Raw genomic sequence first — 25,121 nt, forward strand, 5'->3', positions numbered from 1 at the left:
CGTTACGAAGCAACGGTAACCATCGCCTCAATCATGATCTGGCTACGCGCGAAACCCGACCGGAGCCGACCATGATCCGTCAGATGCGCTCTAGGCCAAAACCGGCGTACGGCTATCCCCTAACCCTCCGGCGCATCACTACCAGGGCGAGTGCTCCCACGCCCGCGGCGACCAGCAGGCCGCCCAGGGCGAGGTAAGGCCACGAGCTGCTGCTGTCGTCGCTGACGGCCCTGAGGGTGGGTGGCGCCGCCTCGGGGGTGCCGTCCGCGGCGAGAGGGCTCGCCACCGCGGCGGGCGACGTCGGTGCCGTGGTCGGCGCGGCCACCGCGGACAGGGTCAGCCGCACGGACGCGGCGTCACCGGCGATGCCGCGTACAGTCGCGCGCGCGGTGCGGTAGCCGTCCACGGTCGCGTCGACCGTGATGGAGCCGGCGGCGATCGGCTTGCCGGCGCTCGACGTGATCGAGAACTGGCCGCTGCGGTCGCTGGTCGCCCGGTACTGGTGCCCGGCGCTGTCCCGGATGGTCAGGCGCACGCCGCCGATCGCCTTGCCGCCGGTGTCGCGGACCCGGCCGGAAACCCGGCTCACCCCGGCCGCCGGCTCGTCCTCGCCCGACGACGTGCCCGCGCCGTGGACGTAGACCATCTGGTAAGCGAAGGTGTTCTGCCCGCCGAGCCGTACGCCGACCGAGATGTTGAGGCCGATGGTCTCACCCGGGCTCGCCGCGGGGGCGACGACCGTAGCTTCGAGGGTCTGGCTCCGGCCGGCCCCGAGGTTCGGTTCCGCCCGGCATCCGGTGGTGCACCGCAGGCCGCCGCCGACCACCACGACGGCCGTCTCGGACCCGCTCCCGGTGTTCGTGACGCTGAACCGCACGCGCACCGTCTCGCCGGGCTTCACGTTCTCCGCCGAGACGCTCAGGATGCGCACGGTCTGCGGGGCGGCCGTCGCGGGTGCCGCCGACACCGCGATCGTGCCTCCGGTCAGCGCGATCAATACGGCGACCCGGGTCCACCGGCCACGTAGGCGCATTGTCATTTTCCACCACACAGCGGCCCACTATGCACTGTCCTGGTCCACTTGCGGGGCAACGGAAATGACACGATCCGATACCGAAGTCCGGAACCCATAGTCGAATGTGGATAGTGTCGCGCTTGCGGTTTGTCCGTACCCAAAAGACGGAGTGAACACGATGCGTGCACCAGAAATGCAGGCAATCAGGCGCCGGGCGGTCATCGCCGCCGGTGTCATCGCAGCGCTGTCGATCGGCATGGCCGGCTGCGCCAAGAGCGACCGCGACAGCGGCACCGACGACAAGTCCACCGGCGGCACCTTCATCTTCGCGGGCGCCGGCGACCCGAAGAACTTCGATCCGATCTTCAACGACGACGGCGAGTCGTTCCGGCCGATCCGGCAGCTGTACGACACTCTCGTCACCCACAAGCCGGGCACCGCCGAGCTGACCGGCGGCCTGGCCGAGAGCTGGTCGAACGACCCGACCGGCAAGGTCTGGACGTTCAAGCTGCGCCAGGGCGTCAAGTTCCATGACGGCACCGCGCTGGACGCCGCGGCGGTCTGCGCGAACTTCGACCGCTGGTTCAACATGAAGGGCGAGGCCGCCCAATCCCAGATGATCTACTACACCGACATCTTCGGTGGGTTCGCCGGCAGCCCGGACGCCCTCTATGACAACTGCACGGCCTCGGACGCCGCGACCGCGGTCCTGACGCTGAAGAAATACAAGGGCGCCTTCCCGGGCGCGTTCGCGCTCACCGCGTTCTCCATCGCCGGCCCGGCCGCGATGAAGCAGTTCGCCGCCGACACGGTGACGCAGAACGGCGACTCGTTCTCCTACAGCGCGTTCGCGAACGAGCACCCGACCGGCACCGGCGCGTTCACCTTCGGTGGCTGGAACAAGGCCACCGGCGAGATCACCCTGAACCGGAACCCCGACTACTGGGGCGACAAGGCCAAGGTCGACAAGATGATCATCAAGGTCATCAAGGATGAGAACACCCGGAAGCAGGAGCTGCGCGCCGGCACGGTGCAGGCGATCGACTTCCCGGCGCCGGCCGACCGCAAGGCGCTGGCCGCCGAGGGCTACCAGGTGCTCGACCGGCCCGCCTTCAACATCCTTTACCTGGGCATCAACCAGAAGAACAACCCCAAGCTCAAAGACCTGAGGGTCCGACAGGCGATTGCGTACGCGCTCAACCGCGCCCAGCTCGTGCAGACCAAGGGCCCGGGTGGATCCGCGGTGGCCGACGAGTTCCTGCCGAACACCGTGCTCGGCTACGCCACCGACGTGCAGAAATACGCGTACGACGTGGCCAAGGCCAAGCAGCTGCTGGCCGACGCCGGCGCGACCGGTCTGACGCTCAACTTCTACTACCCGACCGAGGTGTCCCGGCCGTACATGCCGAACCCGCAGGAGATCTTCACGGTGCTGGCGAACGACCTGCAGGCGGCCGGCATCAAGGTCAACGGCGTCCCGCGGCCGTGGAACGGCGGCTTCAAGGACGACGTGCAGCAATTCGGCAAGCAGGACCTGCACATTCTCGGCTGGACCGGCGATTACAACGACCCGGGCAACTTCGTCGGCACGTTCTTCGGCCGGGGCAAGGTCGAGTTCGGCGACCAGGCGATGACCGAGATGTTCGACGCCATCGGCAAGGCCGACGCGACCGTCGACCAGGGCGCCAAGAAGGCCGCGTTCGAGCAGGTCAACCGTGACCTGGCCAGCAAGTGGCTGCCGGCCGTGCCGATCTGGCACGCCCCGCCGGCCGTGGTCACCACGAAGAACGTCGCCGGCCTGGTGCCGAGCCCGTTGACGGCCGAGCAGTTCAACACGGTCTCGCTCACCAAATAGGTCCGAAGACGGCCCGGACCGAGAGGTCCGGGCCGTCCGGCTGAACGAAGGACCGCCAAATGGTGCGAGTGATCTTGCGGCGGCTGATCCAGCTGGCCGCCACCGTGATCGCCCTGATGACCCTGGTCTTCTTCTGGTTGCGCAGCCTGCCCGGCGGACCGGTCGATGCCCTGCTGGGCGAACGCGCCACCCCGCAGACCCGCGAGTTGCTGACCCGGGCCCTCGGCTACGACCAGCCGATCTGGGTGCAGTACGGCCGCTTCCTCAAGAACGTGGTGACCGGCAACTTCGGCAACTCCATCCGCACCGGCGAACCGGTGACGGCGGTGATCGGCCGCGCCTTCCCGGCCACCGCCGAGCTCGCCGTCGCGGCGATCATCATTGCGATCGGGCTGGGCATCCCGCTGGGCTACCTCGCGGCCCGGCACCGCGGGCGGCTGCTCGACAACGCGACCATCATCGTGACCCTGGTCGGCATCTCGATCCCGATCTTCTTCCTGGGCTACCTCCTGAAAGACTGGCTGACCCAGGGCATTCACGTGTTCCCGCCGTCCGGCCGGATCAGCACCGGCCTGGGCAACACCGACGTGACCGGCTTCTTCGTGCTCGACGGGCTGCTGACCCGGGAGTTCGACGCCTCCGCCGACGCGCTCTGGCACCTGGTCCTGCCCGCGTTCACCCTGGCGACGATCCCCCTGGCCATCATCATCCGGATCACCCGGGCGAGCGTGCTGGACGTCCTGGACGAGGACTACGTCCGCACCGCCGACGCCAAGGGCCTGCGCGACGCCACCATCCGCAAGCGGCACGTGTTACGCAATGCCCTGCTCCCGGTCGTCACCACCATCGGCCTGCAGACCGGCGCGCTGCTGGCCGGCGCGGTGCTGACCGAGAAGGTCTACAACTGGGGCGGCCTGGGCACGCTGATCACCGACTCGATCAGCGGCGGCCGCGACTACCCGGTCCTGCAGGCGCTGATCCTGCTCGCCGCCGTCGTCTTCATCGTGGTCAACCTGGTGGTCGACCTGTCGTACGCGATCATCGACCCGAGGGTGCGTGTGCAGTGAGCGGAATTGAGGCGCTCGCCGACCACAAACGCCGGCGGATCGAGGAGCTGATCGCTCGCACGTCCGACACGGGCGGGGTCAGCCTCCTGCGCGACGCCGGGCGCCGGTTGCTGCGCAACCCCACGGCAATCGTCGGCGCCATCATCATCGTGCTGTTCCTCATCATCGCGATCTTCGCGCCGCTGGTGGCGCCGCACGACCCGGTGCAGCGATTTCCCGAGCTGATCAAGGATCTGACCGTCGACACCATCCCGGGCGCCACCGCCGGGCATCCCCTGGGCAGTGACCCACTGGGCCGTGACTTCGCCTCCCGGATGATCTTCGGCGCCCGGCAGACGCTGTTCGTCGGCGTTCTCGCCACCCTCATCGGGCTGCTGCTGGGAGTCCTGCTCGGGGCGGTCGCCGGCGCCATCGGCGGCTGGGTCGACGTGCTGATCATGCGGTTCACCGACGTCATGCTGGCGCTGCCCAGCCTGTTGCTGGCCATCACCCTGGTGGCGCTGGCCAGCCGGTCGACCCAATGGACGGTGATCATCGCGGTCGCGGTGGTGAACGTGCCGATCTTCGCGCGGTTGCTGCGCGGGTCGATGCTGGCGCAACGCGGAAGTGATCATGTGCTGGCTGCCCGCGCGCTGGGCGTCAAACAGCGCAACATCGTGCTGCGGCACATGCTGCCGAACTCGCTCACCGCGGTCATCGTGCAGGCCACGCTCACCTTCGCGGTGGCGATCCTGGACGCGGCCGCGCTGTCGTTCCTGGGCCTCGGCGACCCCGACATCAACCGGGCCGAGTGGGGCCTGATGCTGGGCGTGGACGGCGTGCGGTACTTCGAGGTCCGCCCGGAGCTGGCCTACTTCCCGGCACTGGCGATCATCCTCGTCGCCCTCGGCTTCACCCTGCTGGGCGAAAGCATCCGCGAAGCACTCGACCCGAAGAACCGGCGGTGAAAGTCATGCCTCTGCTCGACGTACGTGATCTGTCGGTCGTGTTCCAGCGCAAGGGCGCCGAGCCGGTCCGCGCGGTGGACGGTGTCAGCTTCACGGTGGAACCCGGCCAGACGGTGGGCCTGGTCGGCGAATCCGGCTGCGGCAAGTCGGTGACCAGCCTGGCGATCATGGGTCTGCTCCCCCGCCGCGGCAATCGCGTCACCGGGGAGGTCCGTTTCGAGGACACCGATCTGCTGACGCTGCGCCCGTCGGATCTGCGGGACCGCCGCGGCCGCGACATCGGCATGATCTTCCAGGATCCGCTGTCGTCGCTGAACCCGGTGATCCCGCTCGGTGTCCAGGTCGCCGAGGTGCTCGAGCGGCACCGGGGCCGCAGCCGGCAGGCGGCGCTGCGCGAGGCTCGCGGGCTGCTCGACGCGGTCGGCATCCCGGATCCGGCGCGGCGGCTCAAGGAGTTCCCGCACCAGCTCTCCGGCGGCATGCGGCAGCGGGCGCTGATCGCGATCGCCCTGGCCTGCAAGCCGCGGCTGCTGATCGCCGACGAGCCGACGACGGCGCTGGACGTGACCATCCAGGCGCAGATTCTCACGCTGCTCAAGGAGCTGGTCGACGATTCCGGCACGGCGCTGGTGATGATCACCCACGACCTGGGGGTGGTGGCCGGGCTCTGCGACACGGTCAACGTGTTGTACGCCGGCAAGGTGGTCGAGCGGGCCGGGCGCCACCACCTGTTCGGCGAGCCGCGGCACCCGTACACCGAAGGTCTCTTGCAGTCCGTTCCTCGCCTTGATGTTGATCGTGGCGGGCGCCTGCATCAGATCCGGGGTTCGGTCTCCGACAACATCCCCTGGTCGGCGGGCTGCGCCTTCGCGCCGCGCTGCGACCGGGTGATCGACGACTGCATCGGCGACACGGTGCCTCTCGAGCCGGATTCGCGCGGTGGCGCGCTGCGGTGCACGAACCCCGTCCCCCAGGAGGTGCCGGCGTGAGCGAGACGCTCGTCAGGATCGACGACCTCCAGGTCCATTTCCCGATCAAGAGCGGACTTCTTTTCGACCGTACGATCGGCTACGTCTACGCCGTCGACGGTGTCTCGCTGGAGATTCGCCGGGGCGAGACCTACGGCCTGGTCGGCGAGTCCGGCTGCGGCAAGTCGACGCTGGGCCGTGGCCTGTTGCGCCTGGTCGAGCCGACCAGCGGCGAGATCACGTTCGACGGCGTGGACGTCCGGTCGCTCAAGGGCGAACAGTTGCGGCTGCTGCGCCGCCGGATGCAGATGGTGTTCCAGGACCCGATGTCCAGCCTGGACCCGCGACAATCGGTGGAGTCCCTGCTGGTCGAGGGCCTGAAGGCACACGGCCTGCACCGCGACAGGGCCGGCGTGCGGGCGCGGCTGAGGTCGACCCTGGACTCGGTGGGGCTGCCCACGTCAGCACTGAGCAAATACCCGCACGAGTTCTCCGGTGGTCAGCGGCAGCGCATCGGCATCGCCCGCGCCCTAGTGCTCGGTCCCGAACTGATCGTGGCCGACGAACCGGTGTCGGCCCTGGACGTGTCCATCCAGGCGCAGGTGATCAATCTGCTCGGTGACCTCCAGGAGTCGCTGGGCCTGACCTACCTGGTCATCGCGCACGACCTCGCCGTGGTCCGGCACATCTCCGACACCATCGGGGTGATGTACCTCGGTTCGCTGGTCGAGGAGGCACCGGGCGATCGGTTGTACCGGCGGCCCCTGCACCCGTACACCCGGGCTCTGCTCTCCGCCGTGCCCATCCCCGACCCGCGGGTGGAGGACCGCCGCGAGCGAATCCTGCTGGCCGGCGACCTGCCGTCCCCGGCGAACCCGCCCAGCGGCTGCCGTTTCCGCACCCGCTGCCCGTGGTCGCAGCCCCGCTGCACGGCCGAGCGGCCGGAGCTGCGGGTCTTCGACGACTCCGGCCAGCGGGTGGCCTGCCACTTCACCGCCGAGATCCTGACCGGAGAATTGACGGCCCACGAGGTCCGAGCCGAACTCGTCCACCCGGACGCCGGCAAACCGCCCGAGGTGGGCACCGAGCTGATCGTGACCCGAACGGACCTGCCCACCCCTTGAGCGGTGGTGGAGCGGCGGTTTTCCGCCGCTCCACAACTGTCAACCGATCTTGAGCACCTGGGTGCCGCCGGCGAACCTGTCGAAGAGGTGCTGACGCTGCGGGTCGCTGTTGATGTTGACGGCGATCATGATCACCGACACCAGCGTGGCCAGCCCACCGATCAGGGTCCCGAAGATCGGAATGACACCGGCGATGCTGAACCCCATGTAGATGTTCCGGCGGACGGCCTGCTCCAGCGTCGGGTTGCTGACGTGGTCGGGGCCGACCGTCTTGAGCTTCATCACCTGCTTGCCGATCGTCTGGCCACGGGTGGACTCGAAGTAGGCGAAGTAGCCGAGGTACAGCGCCGCGGTCAGCACCGCGGAGAAGAACCCGGTGAGGATCCAGGAGTTCGAGATGGCCCCGAGCACGAAGTTGATGATCACGCCCACGACGCCGACGATGACGCCGTCGATCAACCGCGCCACGAACCGGTCCAGCAGTTCGCCGGGCCGGACCACCGGCGGGGGTCCATAGGATCCCGGGGGCGGAGCACCGTAGGGAGACGAATCGTCGCCGGGCGGCCCCGGGAAGGGTCCAGGGTTGCTCATATTGCTTCCTATTTCAATAGATGAGGAATGGTTTGCGTACGCAGCCCAGATGGGGTGAGCACACCTTGTCAGAAGCGGAGGTAGTTAGGAACTCCCTTAGGCAGCCCCATTTACATGACGCCGGGCCCCTGATAGCCGGAGGTCGGTAAGGTGTTCGCGCTGAACCCCGGCCACCGGCCCGGCGGCGCGGTCCCGGATGACACCGGCGGCGATGGCTGCGGCAGGGCAGCGAGCTCGTCCAGGCGGCCCTGCTCGGCCAACAGCCGCCGGAGCTCGGTCAGCGCCTCCTGGACCCGAAGCTCGTCCCACACCCGCCGCGCCTCATCCTCCAGCTGCCTGTCCAGCTCGCGCTCGCGCAAGAACTCGGCGACCTCACCGAAGCTCGGGCGGCTGCCGTCCGGGCCCACCCGCATCAGCTCGACCGCCTCGTCGAGCCGGCCGCCGGCGGCCAGATGCCGGGCCAGGGGCAGATGGAACCTGGCCACCTGAGCATCGACCAGCCGACGCCAAACCTGCGGGTCGGGCGTCCCGGCCGCGTCCAGCAGAAGAGCCAGGCTGCGAAGGACCCACGGGTCACCGGTCCGCCGAGCGTCCTCGGCGTGGGCGAGCAGACCGGGACCGTCCACGCCCGGCCACGGCATGAACAGCGGACTGTCCTCGTTCAGACCCCGAAGATTCTTGGTGCGCAGATCCGCCACGTCGGCCGGCGTCCCGCGCTCTGCCAGAACCGTGAGCAGCAGCTGATACGCCTCCGGATCGGCCTTCTCGGCGAACGCCCGCAACAGTGAGATCTGCTCCGCGTGCTCGCCGGCCGCCCCACATTTGGCCGCCAGCTCCAGGTATTCATCCCTACCGGCAGCCGGATCGGTGGCTATCAGAACTCGCAGACCCATCCGCGACCACGGCAGCGGCACCAGCATCGACGGGAACAGGCAGACCACAGTGATCAGCAGAGCGGCCAGGAAAGCCCACGAGATCCGTTCGTGCAGCAGCACCCAGGCGGCGACGAAGATCGCACCCAGCAGCGCCAGCCGCATCGTCCACGCGCGCCGCACCGCTTGCTTCATCCGTTGCCGATAGAGCGGCGTCATCGTCCCAGTGTGACGTGGCCTGTCACCTCCCACCTTCGAGGTAGGGAAGACCCCACCTCGGCGTGGGGGGTTGTCCACCCGGCCTTAGGGGGTTTGCTCTGTCGTTGGCGTAGGCGACCAACCGGCAACATCGTCCCAGTCAGTACGAACCCCGATATAAAGGACAGTGACAAGACCATGTGGCACAGCACCCATCAGGGCGGCAACGATTGTTCCGACCCCGGCCGCGAGCGCTTCGTCGGCTGGGGACGCGGCCACGAGCAGCACCACGGTGGCGGCGGCTGGGGCAATCACGGTTGCAACGACGGCGACCCCCGCGGCGGCTGGGATGAAGGCGGTCCCTGGGGCGGCCTCCAGGACTGCCACGACGGGCCCCGCTGGAGCGGAATCCAGGACTGCCACGACGGCCCCCGCTGGGGTGGCATCCAGGACTGCCACGACGGCGGTCGCAGTTTGATCAGTTTTGACCACAACTCGTTCCTGGCCTGCCACTGACGACGGACTCGGGTAGCCGCCGGCTTCGGCCGGCGGCTACCCATCCGCCGACCGGTACCCGATGGAGGTCACGATGACCACGACGAAGGACCTGGTTGTCCGGGACGACCTGGGGGAAATTGTCGATCTGGTGCTGCGGGGAGCCGAGGCCAACGCCCGGCACGATCTCGTACGCCGGATGCGCGTGGCCGCCGACGACGTGGCTGCCGCCCGCCCGGCCGGGCCGATCGCCCAAGCGGTGGTCGGCGCCCTGCAGTCGTTGGAGGTCGATCTTCGTTCCCGCCGGGCCGCCCTGGTCGAACCCGGCCGTGGGGCCCGGCTCGCCGCCGAGGCAGGGCACGCCGAGGTCCGCCTGCGCCAGTTTCAGGAGCGCACCGTCAGGTGGCCCCGAGTGCTCGGCGATGCCTTGGCGGCGACCGATTCGGACATCGATTTCGCCGTTAACAACTGGTTGCGCGCCCTGCTCGACGAGGGCACCGTAGCGATCGAAGAGAAAGGGCTGACGGGCGACGATCTCGATCGTTGGCTGCGAAAACGCCTGGTGGCCGAGACCGAGGCGGTGCATCGGGCGTTGCACCTGGCGGCGTACGAGATCGGCGAGCAGGTCGCCTCCTCGATCGGGCTGAGCGAGCCGGTGCCACCGGTTTGCCTTGACCTCGAGCCGCCGGCCGAGCTGGTGGCCTACATCCACCGCGGTCCGCGGGCCCTGTCCGAACGCCAGGCCCTGGCCACGCGGCTGGTCGGTGTTGTCATGCCGACCTACAGCGGCGTCATGGTCGCCCTTTTCGTCCCCCGGATTCTCGGGATCGGGATGTCGCTGTGGCCGACCGTGCTCGGGGCCGCGGCCGGCGCGGTCGGCCTGGGCGGGGCCGCCGTGGCCGGGGAGCGGCAGCGGCAACGCAGCCGGCGCAACGCGGAGAGCGCCAGTGAGCTGCGATCGCTGGTCGACGCATTCCGGATGGCCGTCAGCAAGCGGGTTCGCGACGGGGTTCGCGCCGTCGAGCAGCAAATGCATGCCGGCCTCAACGAGGCGGTGACGGCCGAGTCCCGCCGTCTGTCCGCGACGGCCGAGGCGGCACGGCGCGCGTCCGGGGAGACCGAGCGGTTGCAAGAGGCCTTGGCCGACATCGAGTTGGACCTCGCCTCCGTCCGTGAGCTGCGGCATCGTGCTCAGCGGCTCAGTTGGACCGGCTGAGCCGCCGCAACGGCACCCAGCCGTCGACTCGGGTGCCGGCGGCTGGTTGCGAACGCACCACGACCATGCCGCCCAGCGCCGTGACCCGAGCCGTCACGTTCCGCAGACCGCGGCCCAGGCCGTCGGTGTTCGCGTCCATGTCCCAGCCGGGGCCGTCGTCGTGCACACCGAACTCCAAGCGATCCTCGCCGCAGTCGAGGACGAGCCGGATCGGCGCGCCGGGTGCGTGCCTGCGGGCGTTGTTCACCGCTTCGAGGCAGCAGAACCAGACTGCCGTCTCGATCGCGGCCGGGAAACGCCGGCCGGCCGGCATACCGGTTGTCGTGACGCTCAGGCCCAGTTCGGCCTCCAGCGCCGCGACCAGCCCGAGCCGTACCAGCCGCGGTGAGCTCACGCCCAACGCCGTACGCACCAGGATGGTCTCCGCCTCGTCGAGGTGGGCGGCGAGCCGGTCGAGGTGAACCTCGGCCGCCTCGGTGTCGGTTTTGACCCGGTGCTCGGCCAGGCCGATTGCCAGCCGCAGCGAGACCAGGTGGTGCTGGGCGCCGTCGTGCAGGTCCCGTTCGATGCGGCGCCGTTCGGCGTCCATCTCGGCCACCAGCCGCTGGCGCGAGCGGGCGATGTCCGCCGTGTGCGCCCGGACGGCCCGCATCTGGCGTTCCAGCTCGACCCGGAGACGGTACGCCTCGAGCACCATGCTGAGGCTGTCGGCGACGTCGGCCACCAGCCGCGAATGGTAGGCATCCGGCCCCATCGTGGCCGAGCGGTCCACCGTGATCGAGCCGAGCCGCTCACCGCCGCGAGTGATGGGCAGGGTGACCAGGTCTTCGTCCTCGCTCGCACCGGGGCGCGTCCAGGCGTACGTCCGCTCGGGCAGCCCGGGTCGCACCACACTCAGCCGGCACACGTGCGCTCCCAGGTCGCGCCCGACCGCCTCAGCCACCCGAGCCAGATCGGTGGCGTCCAGGGGGCTCGTCCGCGTCATCGCGCCGATGCACGCCAGCACGTTGTAGGGAGTCGGCCGGCGCCCGTAGAGCAGGCGGTTCAGATGACGCTCGACGCGGACATGGACGGGACGCAGGAGCACGGCCACCGGCACCGCCGCGACCGGAGCGGACACGACGGTGTGCAGGACCACGAACAGGCCGCCGATCAGAGCGGTGACCAGGGCAATGACCAGTACGGCGCCGATCCGGCGCTGGACCGCCTGCAGTGACGCACGCCGGCTCGCGGCGATCGCGACCGTGACCGGGACGAGATGGCTGAACCAGACCAGTGGCACCGGGTTCCGCACGGCCGGGAAGGGAACGAAGACCAGCAGCAGCACCGCCATGATCACGGCCGCACTGACCAGGACTCCGAACAGCAGGCGGATCCGCGCACGCTCGATCGCCGTCAGGTCGTCCCGCCCCCGGTGCCGCAGGAACACGAAGGCGAGTGCCGGCAACACGGCGCCGAAGAGGGCGACCTGGCTCAGCGTCGGCGGGAAAGCCGCTGCGGTGACCGCACCGACCGCGGCGATGGCCCCCACCGTCACCACGATCTCGTCGCGGCCGGGGCTGTCGGTTCCACCGGTCGGCGGGTAGGACACCAGCGCGAAGGCGAAGGCGCCCAGGGAAACCGCCGGGAGCACGAAGTCACCGGTGATCACCGGGCCGAGGTCTGATCCGGCGCCGGCCAGCAGGGCGAGGGCGAACAGCCGCATCGAGCGATCTCGGTGCCCGGAGATCAGGATCGCGGCGCCGAGGCCGAGCGTGAGCAGCCCGCAGCCGAGCTTCGTCACGATCCCGGCGCCGGGATGGTCGTGACCCGAGGCGAGCAGGAAAATCTCGATCAGGAGCCGGCCGAACGCCAGCAACCCACAGATCAAGCCCATGCTTTTGTACGCGACACGAAGAACACGCGAAGTCACGTCAGCGACTCCCGCGTCGTGTCCGGCCGGTCGGGCAGCCAGGCGAACAGGCGCAGCTCGCCCCCGTTCCCGTCGGCACACTCGACGGCGCCGCCCAACGCCACCAGCCTTTCGACGTCGTCGACCAGGGCGGCACGCAGCTGTTCCGCGGTCACGGGTGGCGACGGGTCCTCGATCAGGATCCGCACCCGGGCGTCACCGTGGGCTACCCGCACCCGGATCTCCGCGGCGGCCGGCTGTGTGGCGAGCACCTCGAGGGCGGCCGCGGTCACCTGGTACGCGGCCGACTCGACCGCCCACCCCGCCCGCACGTGGAGATCGCCGGTGAGCCGGACCGGCCGGTCCAGGTCGGCCACCAATTCCTCCAGTGCCGCGGCCGGTCCCTGACCGCGCAGCACAGTGGGATAGACGCCGCGGGCGATGACCCGGAATCGATCGATCAACTCGTCCAGCTCCGCGCGGGCCAGCCTCAGCGCGGCCCCGGCGCCGTGACCGCCGAGGGTGGACCGTGCCGCGGTCAGGTGCGTACGCAGGGCATCCAGGCGTCCGGAGGTGGCGCGGGACAGTTGGGTCAGCAGCCGGCGCCGCTCCACCTCGCGCGCCCGGGCGAGCCGGCGCCGGAAGTCGTGCAACTCCCGCACCAACCGGTCGGCCCGGCGTACGCGTTCGGTCAGTTCGGTGTTGAGGTTGGCTCTCCGCAGCAGCAGCGCGGTTCCGTGCGCGAGGTCGTTCAGCAGTATTCGATCTTGCGCGGTGACCGGCGACTCGGGCTTTTCGATCGCCAGCACAGCCCGCAGCTCGCCCGCGTCCAGCAGCGGCACGGCGTGCGTGATCCCCGGGCGGGACAGCAGCGCCGGCAGACTCGCCGCGCTTTCCGGCTCGACGGAGAGGCCCTCGGGGTACGAAGCGATGACGGCCAGCCGGCCGCCGACGGCCAGCCAGATGGTCGACCGCTGGGCCCCGGTGCCGTCGGCCAGGGATCGCGCCAACCCGGGCAGGGCCTCGAGCAGCGACGGCGAGCGCAGATGACGAGCCGCCTCCGCCAACGCCGAGTAGGGGGTGACCTCGCGGCGCCGGGTGATCCGCTCCGCAATCGTGACGACGGCTCCACGCAGCCGGGTAAGCAGGACGGTCGCGCCGGCGATCACCGCGAACGGCAACGCCAGGGCGACCGGACGGCTCGCCCCGGCCCAGCCGGTCACCGCGGTGACGGCCACCAGCAGAAGAAACGTCACGCCGGCCGGCAGAATCGTCCGCACCAGCCTGGTGGCCGGGTCAGCCACTGTCCTGAACTGACCTCAGAAAAGTCAATACGGCCAGCACACGCCGGTGTTGCTCGGCGGCGTCCGACGGCAGCCCGAGTTTCATGAAGATGCTGGAGATGTGTTTCTCGATGCTCTTGGCCGCCACGAACAGCAGACTGGCGATGCCCGCGTTGGAGCGGCCCTCGGACATCAGCCGCAGCACGTCCATCTCGCGGTCCGACAGGGTGGCCAGCAGGTCGCGCCGGCTGCTGCTCGGCCGATCGACCAGCCGCTGAGCCAGCACCGGCTCGATGACGATCTCGCCGTCGCGGATGCGGGTGAGGGTGTCGCTGAGGACTTCGACGCTGCCCACCTTCTCCTTCAAGCGGTACCCGATCGCCGCGGTGCCGATGTGCAGCACGCGCGTCAGGTAGTGCGCTTCGGCATAGTGCGACAGAAACAGCAGGCCCATTTCCGGGTGATCGGCCCGCAGCCGCTCGGCTGTGGACAAGCCACCGTCGGGCTCGGGCGGCATCCGGATGTCGAGGACAGCCACGTCGGCGGGCTCGGTGGCCAGCAGCTCGACCAGGGTGTCTCCGTCGGCGGCGCAGCCGACGACCTCGTGCCCGGCCGCCTCGAGCAGCATCACCAAGCCGTCGCGGAACAACGCCCCGTCGTCCGCCAGTGCTACTCGCACGGAATCCTCACTGTGATTGTTCCGATCAGACCACCGCCTGTCTCGGCCACCCCGCCCACCCACTGGACGCGGTCGCGGACGGAGCCGATCTGGCCAGTATCGACATTGCCGAGGACCAGCGCCAACCCGTCCGGGTCCCGTCGGATGACGACGTCCACCGTTCGAGTGGCGGGCGGCGGCGCGGCGAGAACCCCGAGGATGGCGAAATAGGCCACCCCCTCCACCGCCGGGTCGAAGCGCCCGCCGCCGGCGTCGACCCGTAGCGACGCGCTGCTCGCCAGCTCGCACAGGGCCGGCCCGAGACCGGCTTCATGCAGCAGCGGCGGATAGATCCGATCGGCGACCGCGCGCAGTTCCTGCTGGATGAGGTGCAGTTGGTTCTGCAGTTCCTCGATGTCGTGAGGCAGACCGCCGATGTCATGACGCGCTTTCTGGGCGAGCAGACCGAGGCGCAGGGCCAGCGCGGCGATGCGCAGGGCGGGCCCGTCGTGCAACTGACGCTCAAGATCACGGCGCCGGCTCCAGTGCTCGTCCGCCCGGCGCCGGGCCGAGCCGGTGGAGTTGTACGTGTCGAGCGTCATGACGTCATTCTCCGGTGGCAGGCCGTTGTCGTCAGTGGGGCCAGCCCTACTAGTGGGAGGATGCTGGCCCCGTTCTTTGGGGAGGAGTGCGGTGGGTTACGACCTCGGCGTCGATCTGGGTACCACTTTCGTGGCTGCCGCGATCGCGCGCGACGGCCGGGTGGAGATGTGCACTCTGGGTAACCAGGCGACGGTCGCTCCAGCGGTCGCGTACTTGAGCCGCGACTCGACGCTGATCTTCGGCGAGGCGGCTGAGCGGCACCTGTTGAGCGACCCCGGCCGGGTCGAGCGCTCGTTCAAACGGCGACTGGGTGATCCGACCCCGGTGCTCCTCGGCGGGGTGCCTCATCAGGTGACCGAACTGATGGCCGAGCAGCTGCGCGACGTGCTGGACACCGTCACCAGAGTGGAGGGCGAGCCACCTGACCGCGTCGCGCTGACCCACCCGGCCAACTGGGGGCCGTACCGGCGGGAGCTCTTCGAGGAGATCCCCCGGCTCGCCGGACTCCGCAACTATGTGGTCCTGACCGAACCGGAGGCGGCCGCCACCTACTACGGTGCGAACCGCACCCTCCGGGACGGCGACACCGTCGCGGTGTACGACCTGGGCGGCGGCACCTTCGACGCCACCGTTCTGCACAAGCGCAACGGCGTCGTCGAGGTGGTGGGCGAGCCGGAGGGGATCGAACGGCTCGGCGGGACCGACTTCGACGAGGCGATCCTCCAGTGGATCAACCACCAGCACGGCGGCGCGCTGGCCGAACTCGACCTGTCCGCGCCCGAGTCGGTAGCGACCATGGCCAGGTTGCGGCAGGAGTGCGTCCGGGCCAAGGAAGCGCTGTCGATCGATACCGAGACCAGCATTCCCATCCTGCTGTTCAACCGGCAGTTCTTCGCCCAGCTCTCCCGCCACCACCTCGAGTCCATGATCCGTGCGCCGATCGAGTCGACGATCGGCGTTCTGGTCCGGGCGGTGCACGCGGCTCAGGTCGAGGTGGACGAGCTCTCCGCTGTTCTGCTGGTCGGTGGGTCGTCCCGCATCCCGCTGATCAGACGGATGATCACCGAGGAGCTGGGGCGCCCCATCCTGACCAACGCCCACCCGAAATACGCGGTGGCACTCGGCGCGGCAGCGGTAGCCGGCGATCGTGTCCTGGTCGCGAGCGGTAGCTCGGGAAATGCCGCGGCCTTGCCGACCCGACAATTGCCGTCCCCCCGAGGCGTCTCCCGCCCGGCGCCGCCCGGTTCGGTCCCCGGCCACGCCCCACCGCCGCGCCGCGGCCGCCGGTGGAAGTTGGCGGCGGCGATCCTGGCCGCCCTCGTCCTGGCCGGCGTCCTGGTCCTCGTGCTGACCGAGCAAGCCACCCGGCAGGCGCGCCAGATCAGGGAGACGGCACCGACTCCCTCGGTCGCCCGCTCTCACCCTGGTCGCTCAGCCACCCCTGCTTCGCCGCCAGCACGGCGATCTGGAAGCGGGTCCGGGCACCGAGCAACGAGCCCGCATCGCTGATGTGCTGCTGAAGGGTGCGGCGGCTGACGTTGAGGATTCGGGCGATCGTCTCGTCCTTCATGCCGACCGCCATCATCCGCAGAATTTCCCGTGTCCGCAGGTCCCGTCCACTCGTTTCGGTGTGGTCCGCGCCCGATAGATCGTGCCGCCTCGTCAGCGACACCGGCTCGGCGCGGTCCCACACGCTCTCGAACAGTGCGACTAGCGCCATCACCAGTGCCGGCGAGTGCACCACCAGGGAACCTGACGACGGGCGGTCTCCCCAGATCGGCAACAGGGCAGCCGCTCGGTCGAAAATCACCAGCTTCACCGGGATCTGCGAGGTCAGCCGCAGTTTGCCGCCCTGGCCGGTCCCGCGCAGAGCCGTCTTGAGGGACACCGCGTCGGTGAAGCCGTCCGTCTCGTACACCGATCGCATCTGCACGCCGGGCGTCACTCCCACCGTCCCGGTGGACGCCGACGCATCCGTCACGTACGGCGGCTTCGCCAGATGCAGCACTTCGGAGGAACTTCCCATCAGCAACTGACGGTAGCGGGCCGGCACCTCGTCCTCGCTCTTCAACACCTCCACCACGTCCGTGGCGGGCGGCCCGGACACCGCCTCGTGTACTTCGGAGAGCCGCTCCACCAGATCCTCGACACGGGCCAGCTCGGCCCGCCGCCGGGCCAGCAGGGCGCCGAGCGACGGTCGCGGCGGCGCGGCCGTCCATCGCGGTGCCGCACCGCCGATCTGCGACGCCAGTGCCGAGTCCGCGAGGTGCCGCAGCGCCCGCTCCGCCTCGGAAGGTGACACCCCGACCGCGGACGCCACCTCGTCGCGGTCCGCCGACCGCACCGCCACCAGGTACTCCAACACGCGGCCGGCCAGCGGATCAAGACCCGTTGCCGACCACGGTGTATCCGTCTCGTCCATTCGTTTCCAGGCCCCTCCGACCGATCATGCTCGGGCCGGCTCTCGCTCCGATGAATCGGGGATTACGAATGTGTAAGTCCGTCCGACGTGGACGAGTGGCGCACCTGCTCATGTGCGCAAATGCGCAAGGTCGTCCTTGTGGCGGAACCCGGCACCGGGGTGAGGTGGGCGAACCGGCTTCACAACCCTGCAGGAGCAACAATTGCGTAGAGCCAAGGCACTACCCACGCTCGCCGTGCTGGCGACGGCTGCCATCCTGGGAACCACCGCCCATGCCGCGAACGCGGCGCCCCCGGTCACTGCGGCGCCCGCCACAGACACCCCTGCGCTCGTGGACGATGTGGCCGACCCGGTCGACGCCACGGTCGCACCGGACCAGGCCGCCAAAGCTCACCTCGCGAGTCATAAGGACCGCTACAAGATCGGCGATCCGTCCGGCACGCTCACCACCGCGAGCATCGAGACGGAAGGCGCACGGGAGACGGTCCGGCTGGACCAGAAGTACAAGGGCCTGCCGGTGTTCGGCGCCCAATACGTGGTGCGTACCGAGAAGGCAGCCGGCAAGCGCACGGTGACCGGCACGTCGGGCAGCTACTTCACCAACCTGGACGTCGACACGACCGTCACCCCGATCCCCGCGGCGGTCGCGCTGTCCCGGGCGGTCGAGGAAGTGCGCAAGAGCCTGCACCCCGGCGCGGCGGTCGTGGCCCCGGCCCCGCGTCCCGGTGGGGCGGCCGCCACCGACCTCGCCGGCACCGACCAGGGGCTCCTGGTCATGCCGACCGGCACCGGCATGCTCGCGCGGCGCGTGCTCGTCCAGGGCAAGGACGTCGTCACGGGTCAGCCCGTGCTCCGCGACGTGTACGTGGGCGCGACGAACGGGGTGCCGCTTCTCAGCGTCAGCCGGATCAAGTCCTTCGCCACCGGCCAGCAGGCCGCCGCCCTCGCCGCTGACGGCATCGCCGCCACGCCGCAAGCCGGCACCGAGTCGAGTTCCGCGGGCAGCGGGACGGCGCCGGTCCTCGGCCAGGGCACCACCCTGCACGGCGCCACCGTGTCGCTCCCGCTCGTCCGGTCCGACGCCGGCTCCTACCTCCTGCAGGACCAGACCCACAAGCACCCCAGCGGCCGTACGGTGCCGATCACCACCTGGGATGCCCGGGGCCGCGACTACTACGACCTGATGGGCGGCGCGTGGCCGGAGGGTCTGGCGCCCTTCGCCTCCGAGTCGACCGAGCTCGGCGCCGACCTGACCGACGCCGGCGCGGTGGACGCCGCCTGGGACGCCACCAAGGTGTTCGAGTGGTACCAGGCCCAACTCGGGCGCAACAGCCTGGACGACGACGGCATGCCGATCGACTCGATCGTAGGGATCACCTACGGCGGCTACCCGTGGGTGAACGCGTACTGGGACGGCACCCGCATGGTGTACGGCAGCGGTGACGACGAGTATCTGCCGCTGTCGGCGGACCCCGACGTCGTCGGCCACGAGATGACGCACGGCGTCGTGGAGCACACCGCCAACCTCGTCTACGCCGGACAGTCGGGCGCGCTCAACGAGGCGATCGCCGACTACTTCGGCAACGCCATCGACGTCGACGCGTCGGGCACGCCGATGTCCGACCCGCAGGCGAGCCTGCTCGGCGGCGACCTCTGCCGCACGCTGGCTCCCGCGCAGTGCGCCCTGCGCGACCTCGACGACGGCGCCACCACCGCGGACTTCCAGCACCTCATCGACACTCCGTCGATGGACGACGGCGGCGTGCACCTCAACTCGACGATCGTGTCCGGTGCGCTCTGGGACCTGCGTCAGAAGCTCGGCAAGGCGGTCGCCGACAAGATCGTCTACCGAGCGCTCACCGATTACCTGACGCCCATGTCCGACTTCGTCGATGCGCGCGAGGCGGTGCTCGCCGCCGCCAAGTCGTTCCGCCTGAGCAAGAACGACCTCAAGGTGGTGCGGACGGCGTTCGACTCGCGCGGGATCACCGCGCAGTGGAAGGCGAACCTGTACGGCAAGGGCACCCAGGGTTTGATCGACCGGCTCAACACCGGCATGTACGCCGACATGAAGGCAAGCACGGCGGGCGGCTGGTTCGCCGTGCCGCGATCGGACGCGAACCACACCGAGCCGACGTCGATCTGGGTGGGCCGCACCAGCGGCAAGGGCACGCCGTACCGGATCTCCCCGGACGACGGGAGCGTCAACAGCTTCCCGCACACCGACGGCAAGCGGGTGGTGTGGTTGTCGATCGCGACGAACCCCGACTCGCCGACGTGGGAGACCAACCGAATCCTGTCGGCGCCGATCGGCGGCGGCCCCGTCAAGGAGCTCTACAGCTCCCCGGACCGCATCGACGGCCTCGGCTTCGACGGCGACCTGGTCGCATGGAGCCAGTACGACGCGACCCAGGGATACCTCGACGTCGTGCGCTACCTGCGAGGCAGTTCGCCGACCGTGCACACCCTCGCCCACCCGGACTGGTTCGGCCCCGCGACGGCGCCGAGTGTCAAGGGCGGGAAGATCTCCTACGTCCGGTACGAGATCTTCCAGCAGCCCGACAGCAACGGCATCTACTGGTCGCTGGGCGTCGAGGTCCATGACGTCGCCACCGGCCGGACGACCTACGCCGGTGGCGATTTCGGCGCCGAGCGGATGAGCTACCCCGACCTGTCCCACACCGCGGTCGCCTGGATGACCGACCGCGACTACGGCACGATCGTCGACGGCGAGTGGAGCCAGGGGGCGTACAACGACTCCGTGCGGCTCTTCGACTTCGCCACGAGCACCAGCCACCTGCTGTTCGAGGAGAACTCGCCACAGGCGATCCGCGCCGACACCGTCGCGTTGTCCGACACGACCCTCACCGTCACCGAGGAAGCGCCGGTAGCGGCCTGGATCGAGACCGGTGGCTACCCGGACAACTCACTCAACCCGAAACTCAAGCAGTACACGTTCCAGGGCAAGTACATCGGCCCGGCCTCGTGCAGCCCGGGCGCACAGATGTTCGCGACAGCAGGGGCAGGACGCGAGGTGGTCTTCATGGACTCGTCGGCGTCCGGCTTCGGCCTGGCGTACGCAACGGGTGCCAAGTCCTGCAAGTGAGATCCGGTTGGAAGACCCGATAAGCAGCGCGCTGGGATCCCGCACACAACGGTCCCAGCGCGCTGCCTAGTCCGCTGAGGGTCTGCACCTGCGGCTCCTGGGCCCGCTCCCCCGCCGCACCGGCACCGTCCACCAGTGTCGCCGGGTTGAAGTCGCCGGCCCGTCGGTCACATTTTGCCGCGGCGGCTGCGCGCCGGGTTTGCGCCGGCATCGTGTCGGGCAGCTACAGACCGTCCTTCCCCTCGGATGCTTTGGAGGCATCATGACCGTCGCCGGCATCATCTCCGCGATCGTCGTTGGCTTGATCATCGGCGCCCTCGGGCGCCTGGTCGTGCCCGGCAAGCAGAACATCCCCATCTGGCTGACCATCATCATCGGCATCGTCGCCGCCTTGATCGGTACCGCCATCGCCCGCGGAGCCGGCTGGGCCGACACCGACGGCGTCGACTGGATCGAAATCCTCATCCAGGTCGTTCTCGCCGCGATCGGCGTCTACGCCGTCGCCGGGCTCTGGGGCCGCCGCCGCGTCTCCTGACACCACCATCGACAGCACGGCACAGCGGTGCGGCCCACACGGGCCGCACCGCTGTTGCATGTCACACCACGCCCCAGAGGGAGGGTCGGGGGTAGCTCTCCCACCAGCCGGATTCGTATCCGCCGCCTTTGCCGCCGGCCGCGGGCCGCGGGCGCTTGCTCGCGTGCCGTCAGTCCTGCCCGGCGCTCTCGCGGCGGCGCGATGTGTCGCCTGGCCGGCGCAGATGGTTTTGCCGGATCTGGTCGGTGTGGGCGGTGACGGTGTCGATCTGGTCGGTCAGGCCGGGGTGCTGGTCCAGGTGCGGCTGGGTCGCGGCGAGCAGGGCGGGTAACGCGGACGCGTCCGGGTTGCCGAGGGCGTCGTGCAGCCGGGCGATCGGCTCGGTGGCATCGTCGCCGAGGTCGGTGAGCGCGGTGATCTGCCCGGCCAGCTGGCGCAGGTCGGCGGTGTTGTCGTTGGCCCACCGGGTGACGGCCCGGTTTTCGGCGCGGCGGTCGCGTTCGGCTTGCACGCGGTCGTCGCGGGTCGCGTCCGGCCGCCCGGTGGGGGCGGCGGCGCTGCGCAGGTAACGGCGTTCGGCGGCTTGCCGGCTGGAGACGCCCAACGCGGGCGCGCGTGTCGGTGTCTCGGTCATCGTCGTCCACTCCACCTGTCATCTTTTCGTTGACGAACCACTTGTCATCGTTCCGATGACGGGTTAGAAAAGCGGTATCGCGCATTGACCGCCAAGTCGAGACAACAGGAGGTGGGATCATGTTGATGCGCAGCGAACCCTTCACCGAGGTCAACCGGCTCGCCCAGCAACTGTTCGGGGCCACGAGCAGCGGGACCTGGTCACGGCCGACGGGAATGCCCGTCGACGCGATCCGTAACGGCGACGAGTTCGTGATCGCGTTGGATCTGCCCGGGGTGGACGCCGACGCGATCGACATCGACGTAGAACGCAACGTGCTCACCGTGCGAGCCGAACGCCGCCCGATCGACCTGGGCGAGCACGCCACCGTGCAGTTGACCGAACGCCCGCTCGGGGTGTTCTCCCGGCAACTGTTCCTCGGCGACGCCCTGGACACCGAGCACATCGACGCCGCGTACGAAAACGGTGTCCTGGTCCTGCGGATCCCGATCGCCGAGAAGGCCAAGCCCCGCAAGATCAACGTGGCCGCCCGTCAGCAGGGCGAGCAGAAGGTGATCTCGGCCTGACTTGACGACTCGTCAGCTCACGTTTCTCGCAAGGACTCGGATGTGGCGGGTGGTGACCGGCATGACCAACACGTTCGCGGTGCACGCCAGGACCGCGCTGTCCCCGGAATGGGACCACGGGTTCGACGAGGCGTTCACCGACCTCGTCACCAGCGACCCCGACTGGGTTCGCGACGAGTTCGACGCGCTCGTCGGCGCGAATTTCGACGAGCCGCCACCACCCGCCCCGCCCGCCGGCCGGCCAGAAACCCCACAACCCCCACCCGCCGACCGGCAGGCCGCGCCGAAAGCAACTCCTGAACAGATCACCGCCCACCCGAACGCCGTCCAGCGCTCACCGCCCTGACATCGCGTCGCCAAGGAGTCCGTCACCCGGTTCGGGTGGCGGACTTCGCACTCCCCGGCCCAACGTGCGAACGGGGACGGTGTCGATCGTCCTTGCCGGGAAGCGTCCCGGCAGTCGGCGGCGGCATTAATCCGTATCGGGCGACGATGCAGGCGCGCAATGAATGATTTGCCTTTAAAACATAGGCGACAACGGGCTCCGGCAAATATTGATTTGCTGGTCATCGACAGTCGGGTATCGGCCTAGTTCAACATCCATTCCGCACGACAAATTGAAGAATGATGTGACCGCCGCCAAAGCCGCCCGTCTCCGCACCTCATACCGGCCGGTTATGTGAAAATAGTTTATTGCCATCCGGCAAGGGTAGAGGGCGAATGTCCAGCTTCACCCGTTCGAAGGGAAGTTCCGCAGCATGGCGAAGAAGCCTGCAAGGAAGATCAAAGACACCGTCGAGGCTGCGGCGGCGAAAGTAAGCGCTGCCCTGACTCCCGATGTCCCTGGTTCCCCCGGCAGCGGCACCCCGGCCGTTGAGGAACCGGCCACGCCGCACGACCCGTTACCGCCCAAGCCCGAGCAGGGCGCGCCGGAGTCCCGCACTCCCACCGGTGCGGCGACCGACGTGCCGCCGACCGACAACAGTCAGCAGGGCGAATACCTCACCAGCGCGCACGGTCTGCGGCTACGCGACACCGACCACTCACTCAAGGCCGGCCCGCGAGGCCCGGTGCTCCTGCAGGATCAACACTTCCGCGAAAAGATCAGCCACTTCGACCACGAACGCATCCCCGAGCGGGTCGTGCACGCCCGCGGCACCGGCGCGCACGGCGTCTTCACCGGCTACGGCACCGGAGAGGCGGTCTCGCGGGCCGGTTTCCTGGCCAAAGGCAAGGAAACCGCGGTCTTCGTACGCTTCTCCACCGTCCTGGGCTCCCGCGGGTCGGCCGACACCGTCCGCGACACCCGCGGCTTCGCGACGAAGTTCTACACCGACGAGGGCGTTTTCGACCTGGTCGGCAACAACATTCCGGTGTTCTTCATCCAGGACGCGATCAAGTTCCCGGACATCATCCACGCGGGCAAGCCCCACCCCGACCGTGAGATCCCGCAGGCACAAAGCGCCCACGACTCCTTCTGGGACTTCGTCTCCCTGCATACCGAGGCGCAGCACCACACCATGTGGAACATGTCCGACCGGGGCATCCCCCGTTCGTACCGCACCATGGAAGGTTTCGGCGTGCACACCTTCCGGCTCAGCAACGCAGCCGGCGAGACGGTGCTGGCCAAGTTCCACTGGAAGCCCAAGCTCGGTGTGCACTCGCTGACCTGGGAAGAAGCTCAGCTGCTCAGCGGCGTCGACCCCGACTTCCACCGCCGCGACCTGTACGACGCGATCGAGGCCGGCGCCTTCCCCGAGTACGAGCTGGGCCTGCAGATCTTCCCGGACAACCCCGAGGAGACCTTCGCCGGCATCGACCTGCTCGACCCCACGAAGATCGTCCCCGAGGAACTGGCCCCGGTGCAGCCGGTCGGCAAGCTGATCCTCAACCGGACGCCGACCAACTTCTTCGCCGAGACCGAACAGGCCGCCTTCATCCTCGGCAACTTCGTGCCCGGCATCGACGCCACCAACGACCCGCTGCTGCAGGGCCGGCTCTTCTCCTACCTCGACACCCAGCTGACCCGGCTGGCCGGCCCCAACTTCCCGCAGATCCCGATCAACCGCCCGCACGCCCCGGTCAACGACATGCTGCGCGACGGCTACCACCAGAACGCCGTACACGGCGGGGTGGCGCCCTACCGGCCGAACTCCCTCGACGGCGGCAACCCGTTCCCGGCCGGCGACGCCGAGAACGCCTTCCTCGACGTGCCGGTGACCGTGACCGAGGCACCGAAGATCCGGCAGAACCCGGCCTCGTTCGACGACCACTACAGCCAGGTACGCCTGTTCTGGCTGAGCATGACCCCGGTCGAGCAGCAGCACATCATCAGCGCCTACACGTTCGAGCTCAACAAGTGCTACGAGCAGGCCATCAAGGAACGGCAGTTGCAGAGCCTCGCCAACATCGACCCCGTGCTCTGCCAGCAGGTCGCAACCGGCCTGGGACTGCCCGCACCCGAGCCGACTGCGCCCCCGGCCGACGTCGAGCCGAGCCCGGCCCTGTCCCAGCTCGGCCACACCTGGCCGGCCGACGGCCGCACGATCGGCATCGTCGTCGACCCCGACGGCGACACCGGCGACCTCGGCGCGATCCGCCAGGCCATCTTCGACGCCGGCATGGTCCCGCTGCTGATCGCCCCTCACGGCGGAATGGTCGGCGGACTGCCGGTCCAGCGAACCTTCGCCACCGCCCGGTCGGTCGAATTCGACGCCATCCTCCTCGCCGGGGCGCCTGTCCCGGCCCCGGACGCTCTGCCCGGACGCGACGCCAAAGCCGGTGCCGCCACCACGACGGTGGTGGACCCGCGGGTGCTGCTGCTGGTCGACGAATCCTGGCGGCACGCCAAGGCGATCGGCGCGTGGGGCGCCGGCGCCACCGTCCTGGAAGCGTCCGGTATTACCGGAACGCCGGGTGTGGTCTCGAAAAAGACCGCCGCGGCCACCCTCACCGCGCTGCAGAAATTCCTCGGCGCCCACCGCGTCTGGGAGCGATTCCCAGCCGTGATCGCCTGATCCATCGAACTGCGCGGCCTGCCCGGTCACTTGGACGGGGCAGGCCACGCGGTCGGTG

The 25,121-nt window shown here is 69.3% G+C and carries 21 protein-coding genes and 1 pseudogene; 13 read left to right on the forward strand and 9 right to left on the reverse strand.

The window, feature by feature from the left end; genetic code table 11:
- Window positions 1-112: 112 nt before the first annotated feature.
- Entirely contained in the window at window positions 113-1,039 is a 927-nt protein-coding gene (locus tag AB0E90_RS47780; RefSeq protein ID WP_360419731.1) for a carboxypeptidase regulatory-like domain-containing protein, read from the reverse strand.
- Between the two features lie 154 nt (window positions 1,040-1,193).
- Between AB0E90_RS47780 and AB0E90_RS47785 the strand changes: the two genes are divergently transcribed.
- Genes AB0E90_RS47785 through AB0E90_RS47805 form a run of 5 tightly spaced genes read left to right on the forward strand, consistent with a single transcriptional unit; the run spans window position 1,194 to window position 6,976 of the window.
- Complete coding sequence (locus tag AB0E90_RS47785) at window positions 1,194-2,870, forward strand: ABC transporter substrate-binding protein (protein ID WP_360419733.1); 1,677 nt, start codon at window positions 1,194-1,196, stop codon at window positions 2,868-2,870.
- A gap of 59 nt (window positions 2,871-2,929) precedes the next feature.
- Window positions 2,930-3,937 carry an ABC transporter permease gene (locus AB0E90_RS47790; protein WP_360419735.1) on the forward strand — a complete coding sequence of 336 codons (1,008 nt, stop codon included), beginning with the start codon at window positions 2,930-2,932 and terminating at the stop codon, window positions 3,935-3,937.
- Between the two features lie 5 nt (window positions 3,938-3,942).
- Window positions 3,943-4,884 carry an ABC transporter permease gene (locus AB0E90_RS47795; RefSeq protein WP_360419868.1) on the forward strand — a complete coding sequence of 314 codons (942 nt, stop codon included), beginning with the start codon at window positions 3,943-3,945 and terminating at the stop codon, window positions 4,882-4,884.
- A 5-nt stretch (window positions 4,885-4,889) separates the two neighbouring features.
- Window positions 4,890-5,873, forward strand: coding sequence for an ABC transporter ATP-binding protein (locus AB0E90_RS47800; protein WP_360419737.1), 984 nt, complete (start codon window positions 4,890-4,892; stop codon window positions 5,871-5,873).
- Between the two features lie 44 nt (window positions 5,874-5,917).
- On the forward strand, window positions 5,918-6,976 hold the full coding sequence (locus AB0E90_RS47805; RefSeq protein ID WP_360419870.1) for an oligopeptide/dipeptide ABC transporter ATP-binding protein: 1,059 nt from the start codon (window positions 5,918-5,920) through the stop codon (window positions 6,974-6,976).
- Between the two features lie 39 nt (window positions 6,977-7,015).
- Here the strand turns inward: AB0E90_RS47805 and AB0E90_RS47810 are convergent, their stop codons facing one another.
- Both AB0E90_RS47810 and AB0E90_RS47815 read right to left on the reverse strand, forming a co-directional pair.
- Window positions 7,016-7,477 carry an RDD family protein gene (locus AB0E90_RS47810; protein WP_360419739.1) on the reverse strand — a complete coding sequence of 154 codons (462 nt, stop codon included), beginning with the start codon at window positions 7,475-7,477 and terminating at the stop codon, window positions 7,016-7,018.
- A 200-nt stretch (window positions 7,478-7,677) separates the two neighbouring features.
- On the reverse strand, window positions 7,678-8,658 hold the full coding sequence (locus AB0E90_RS47815) for a hypothetical protein (protein ID WP_360419742.1): 981 nt from the start codon (window positions 8,656-8,658) through the stop codon (window positions 7,678-7,680).
- A gap of 177 nt (window positions 8,659-8,835) precedes the next feature.
- On the opposite strand from AB0E90_RS47815, the gene AB0E90_RS47820 reads away from it, so the two are divergent.
- Together AB0E90_RS47820 and AB0E90_RS47825 are read left to right on the forward strand one after the other, a co-directional pair.
- A complete protein-coding gene (locus AB0E90_RS47820; RefSeq protein WP_360419744.1) occupies window positions 8,836-9,153 on the forward strand; it encodes a hypothetical protein in 318 nt (105 codons plus the stop codon).
- Between the two features lie 73 nt (window positions 9,154-9,226).
- Window positions 9,227-10,348: a hypothetical protein gene (locus tag AB0E90_RS47825; RefSeq protein WP_360419746.1), complete on the forward strand. Its 1,122-nt coding sequence runs from the start codon at window positions 9,227-9,229 to the stop codon at window positions 10,346-10,348.
- On the opposite strand, the gene AB0E90_RS47830 is transcribed toward AB0E90_RS47825, so the two are convergent.
- Genes AB0E90_RS47830 through AB0E90_RS47845 form a run of 4 tightly spaced genes read right to left on the reverse strand, consistent with a single transcriptional unit; the run spans window position 10,332 to window position 14,782 of the window.
- Window positions 10,332-12,224, reverse strand: a complete 1,893-nt coding sequence (locus tag AB0E90_RS47830) for a histidine kinase (protein ID WP_360419748.1) — start codon at window positions 12,222-12,224, stop codon at window positions 10,332-10,334. The two genes, AB0E90_RS47825 and AB0E90_RS47830, sit on opposite strands and share 17 nt — an antisense overlap.
- 32 nt (window positions 12,225-12,256) lie before the next feature.
- Window positions 12,257-13,543: a hypothetical protein gene (locus AB0E90_RS47835; RefSeq protein WP_360419750.1), complete on the reverse strand. Its 1,287-nt coding sequence runs from the start codon at window positions 13,541-13,543 to the stop codon at window positions 12,257-12,259.
- Window positions 13,536-14,150, reverse strand: a complete 615-nt coding sequence (locus AB0E90_RS47840; protein WP_360419752.1) for a response regulator transcription factor — start codon at window positions 14,148-14,150, stop codon at window positions 13,536-13,538. The genes AB0E90_RS47835 and AB0E90_RS47840 overlap by 8 nt, the downstream gene beginning before the upstream one ends.
- Before the next feature lie 41 nt (window positions 14,151-14,191).
- On the reverse strand, window positions 14,192-14,782 hold the full coding sequence (locus AB0E90_RS47845) for a histidine kinase (protein ID WP_360419754.1): 591 nt from the start codon (window positions 14,780-14,782) through the stop codon (window positions 14,192-14,194).
- Here AB0E90_RS47845 and AB0E90_RS47850 point away from each other — a divergent pair.
- Window positions 14,781-15,914: pseudogene (locus AB0E90_RS47850) on the forward strand (Hsp70 family protein); the annotation flags it as partial. The gene AB0E90_RS47845 and the pseudogene AB0E90_RS47850 sit on opposite strands and share 2 nt — an antisense overlap.
- A gap of 250 nt (window positions 15,915-16,164) precedes the next feature.
- Here AB0E90_RS47850 and AB0E90_RS47855 read toward each other — a convergent pair.
- A complete protein-coding gene (locus AB0E90_RS47855) occupies window positions 16,165-17,205 on the reverse strand; it encodes a helix-turn-helix transcriptional regulator (RefSeq protein ID WP_360419756.1) in 1,041 nt (346 codons plus the stop codon).
- 202 nt (window positions 17,206-17,407) lie between these two features.
- On the opposite strand from AB0E90_RS47855, the gene AB0E90_RS47860 reads away from it, so the two are divergent.
- Together AB0E90_RS47860 and AB0E90_RS47865 are read left to right on the forward strand one after the other, a co-directional pair.
- A complete protein-coding gene (locus AB0E90_RS47860) occupies window positions 17,408-20,311 on the forward strand; it encodes a M4 family metallopeptidase (protein WP_360419758.1) in 2,904 nt (967 codons plus the stop codon).
- A gap of 262 nt (window positions 20,312-20,573) precedes the next feature.
- Window positions 20,574-20,846 carry a GlsB/YeaQ/YmgE family stress response membrane protein gene (locus AB0E90_RS47865; RefSeq protein ID WP_360419761.1) on the forward strand — a complete coding sequence of 91 codons (273 nt, stop codon included), beginning with the start codon at window positions 20,574-20,576 and terminating at the stop codon, window positions 20,844-20,846.
- 169 nt (window positions 20,847-21,015) lie between these two features.
- On the opposite strand, the gene AB0E90_RS47870 is transcribed toward AB0E90_RS47865, so the two are convergent.
- Entirely contained in the window at window positions 21,016-21,480 is a 465-nt protein-coding gene (locus tag AB0E90_RS47870; protein WP_360419763.1) for a hypothetical protein, read from the reverse strand.
- Window positions 21,481-21,599: 119 nt separating this feature from the next.
- Between AB0E90_RS47870 and AB0E90_RS47875 the strand changes: the two genes are divergently transcribed.
- The 3 genes from AB0E90_RS47875 to AB0E90_RS47885 all read left to right on the forward strand — a co-directional run bounded on the left by AB0E90_RS47875 (window position 21,600) and on the right by AB0E90_RS47885 (window position 25,063).
- Window positions 21,600-22,046: an Hsp20/alpha crystallin family protein gene (locus tag AB0E90_RS47875; RefSeq protein ID WP_360419765.1), complete on the forward strand. Its 447-nt coding sequence runs from the start codon at window positions 21,600-21,602 to the stop codon at window positions 22,044-22,046.
- A 40-nt stretch (window positions 22,047-22,086) separates the two neighbouring features.
- Window positions 22,087-22,392, forward strand: coding sequence for a hypothetical protein (locus tag AB0E90_RS47880; RefSeq protein ID WP_360419767.1), 306 nt, complete (start codon window positions 22,087-22,089; stop codon window positions 22,390-22,392).
- Between the two features lie 412 nt (window positions 22,393-22,804).
- Window positions 22,805-25,063, forward strand: coding sequence for a catalase (locus tag AB0E90_RS47885; RefSeq protein WP_360419769.1), 2,259 nt, complete (start codon window positions 22,805-22,807; stop codon window positions 25,061-25,063).
- Window positions 25,064-25,121 lie beyond the last annotated feature (58 nt).

The sequence above is a fragment of the Actinoplanes sp. NPDC026619 genome (assembly GCF_040638295.1).
In the GTDB taxonomy this organism is placed as follows: Bacteria; Actinomycetota; Actinomycetes; order Mycobacteriales; family Micromonosporaceae; genus Actinoplanes.